This is a genomic window from Acinetobacter sp. YH1901141 (assembly GCF_013416935.1).
GTDB classification, from domain to species: Bacteria; Pseudomonadota; Gammaproteobacteria; order Pseudomonadales; family Moraxellaceae; genus Acinetobacter; species Acinetobacter towneri.
Map to the genome: position 1 here is coordinate 1 of NZ_VPEY01000066.1, position 2,401 is coordinate 2,401.

Sequence of the window (2,401 nt, forward strand, 5' to 3'; positions counted from 1 at the left end):
CGGTGTTTAAAACTGCCCTATGTTTTCGCTTCGCTCAAACTCTATTGAATCTCGCTGCGCTCGATTCCTGGGGGCAGCTTTTTCAAAGACCGGCTAGGACGCTAAAAACAAGAATGGATTCGCTTCGCTCATAAAGCTTTATGCTCGCTTCGCTCGTCATGGAGCCAATGGCTACAGTCGCTTTGCTCTGTAAATCTCGTTATGAGGCAATAGGGAGCTTGTAATCAGGGAAAAGGCAGGGGCGAAATTTTTATAACGCTCAGTCGCTCGTAGACACTCGCTCGGCTACTTGATCAATTTGTTTAGTTGCTCTTCAAAATCTTGCTTGTTTAAATCACCTGAAACGTACTGATCATAAAGTTTTTGATGATCTTCAGTGATTTCTAAATCGTAATATTCTCGATCTGATTTCTTTAAAAACACTTCTGACAAACGATTATTTTTTTCGGCATCACTCAATTTCATGGTCTAAATGCTCCTATTTTGCGTTTATTGGCGTTTTTAGCCCTGTTTAGCTAGATTCCCCTGTTTTTGGGAAAAAGACGCTTAAATGCGATTTTAGGCGGTTTTTGCGCTATGGGGTGAAATTCGATATTGGTGCTTTGCTAACAAGCAAATTTTTAGCGGTTTGGAGATTTATCATTTTCCTACAGCAGGAGGGAATGCACGCTTCCGCGTTTCTCTCCGAGAAACAAAAAACCGACCTCTGAAAAAGATAAAAATAAGCCCCAAAAGTTGGGGCGTTTTGAAATCTTTTTTAGAGGATTAATTGCTACTTTTGGGATTTCAGATAGTCATAAAACTGAATCTGCTGTTTGGGGTCTTTTAGCATGATGCGAAGCCGTTGCATGAAATCATCAGGTGATTCACTTTCTTGTTTCAAATAGTTGAATTTTTTATCTCTGGACATGCCGTAAGAAATTCGGTTGATCTGCATGTTTGAAAAATCTAAAAACTTAGGTTCATCGACCTGTTTGATTGGTGCAGATTGGATTTTCTTAGAACCAAAGCCGAGCTGTTCCAGTAGCGGGTAAAACATTCTGAATTTTTTTGGCTCTAAAAGCATGTCGGCAAGGCGTTTCGTAAAGTCTTCGGCTGACTCTCCGATCTCTGCATATTCGCTACCAACTTCGGGCAGTTCAGATAATTTATGTGCGAACAAATGCCGTTGTGCATCGGTCATTTCAACAAAAAAATCGGGTGTGTTTGGATCTCGTTTAGAGTCGATTTTTTGTTGTTTTTTGGGCTGTATCTTCTGTTTAAATCGGAATGAGAAACCAATAATATTACGCCCTCTTTTGTGCTGTTCTTCTTTGACAGTAATATCCGTATTTTCATTGATTTGCTTTAATGATGGTTCTAAAACACGCTTTTTAAAGTCGTGCATTCGGTGATATTCACTTTCCAGTACACCCAATCTTTTTCTGAACTCATTTAGCTCAATAATTGGTGTTTTCCCACTACTACGCCAAGCAATCAAAAGTTCATAAAGCCTAATGGAATAGCCAGTGGAAAGCCCTTTTACTTGTTCTAATTCATAGCTTGTAAATTGTTTTTCTAGTCGAGTTATTAAGGGAATAATTGCAGGTGAAAAAATTAACTCCACAGATGCCGTTTTTTCGATGTATGCAATTTGAGAAACCCAACGTGAGGTAATATGAGCTATTCCTTTTCCTCTTTGTTCTTGGTAACTGAATTGACGAGCGAACAAGTCTTTACAGGCTTCTTTTAGTGCTTGATAAGCACCATTTTTCAATACATCAAAGTGGTTGATATAGCTCTCTGCATGAATGGTCAATGGGTCATTCGCATTAATACCTCTGCCACTTTCACGGGCTTCAATGATTGCTAAAAGAATCAACCGTTGTTCTACTAGGTCAAGATTGTAGCTGGCATTAATTAAAGCGTTATCTTTCACAATTAAATCTTTCATATAGCGTCTTATTTTATTATGTCGTCTTATTGATGCTAGGGGAATCCTTGCCGATAGTCAATAAGACGACATTTTTTAATTTGTCGCATTTTGCAAACTAAGTGTAGGCATATTGAAATTAAATTCTGCAAGGTAAGTGTCAATAAAGCGACATATTTAATTCTGTCTTTCAAAGCACACTAAGTGTCGTCTTATTGAGAATTTCTAGCACACTAAGTGTCGTCTTTTAGCACACTAAGTGTCGTCTTATGTCCTCTGAAACGCACGTATATCAATGCTTTCAGGCTGCCTAAAAGCATTTAAAAGCTTTTTTATTATTAAAAGCCCAAAAAAAACAAAAACGGTGTTTAAAACTGCCCTATGTTTTCGCTTCGCTCAAACTCTATTGAATCTCGCTGCGCTCGATTCCTGGGGGCAGCTTTTTCAAAGACCGGCTAGGACGCTAAAAACAAGAATGGATTCGCTTCG

General features: G+C 38.7%; 1 protein-coding gene and 1 pseudogene. Both read right to left on the reverse strand.

Translation table 11 applies throughout. From position 1 onward, the window contains the following. Positions 1–285: 285 nt before the first annotated feature. Positions 286–465 carry a hypothetical protein gene (locus tag FTV52_RS14410; protein ID WP_020847111.1) on the reverse strand — a complete coding sequence of 60 codons (180 nt, stop codon included), beginning with the start codon at positions 463–465 and terminating at the stop codon, positions 286–288. Positions 466–1,006: 541 nt separating this feature from the next. Next, positions 1,007–1,933: pseudogene (gene repM / locus FTV52_RS14415) on the reverse strand (replication initiation protein RepM); the annotation flags it as partial. Between the last annotated feature and the right edge of the window lie 468 nt (positions 1,934–2,401).

What these genes read in the sequence shown, in the direction of transcription:
- FTV52_RS14410 (WP_020847111.1), bottom strand. Translation starts at nt 465, where the DNA reads ATGAAATTGAGTGATGCCGAAAAAAATAATCGTTTGTCAGAAGTGTTT.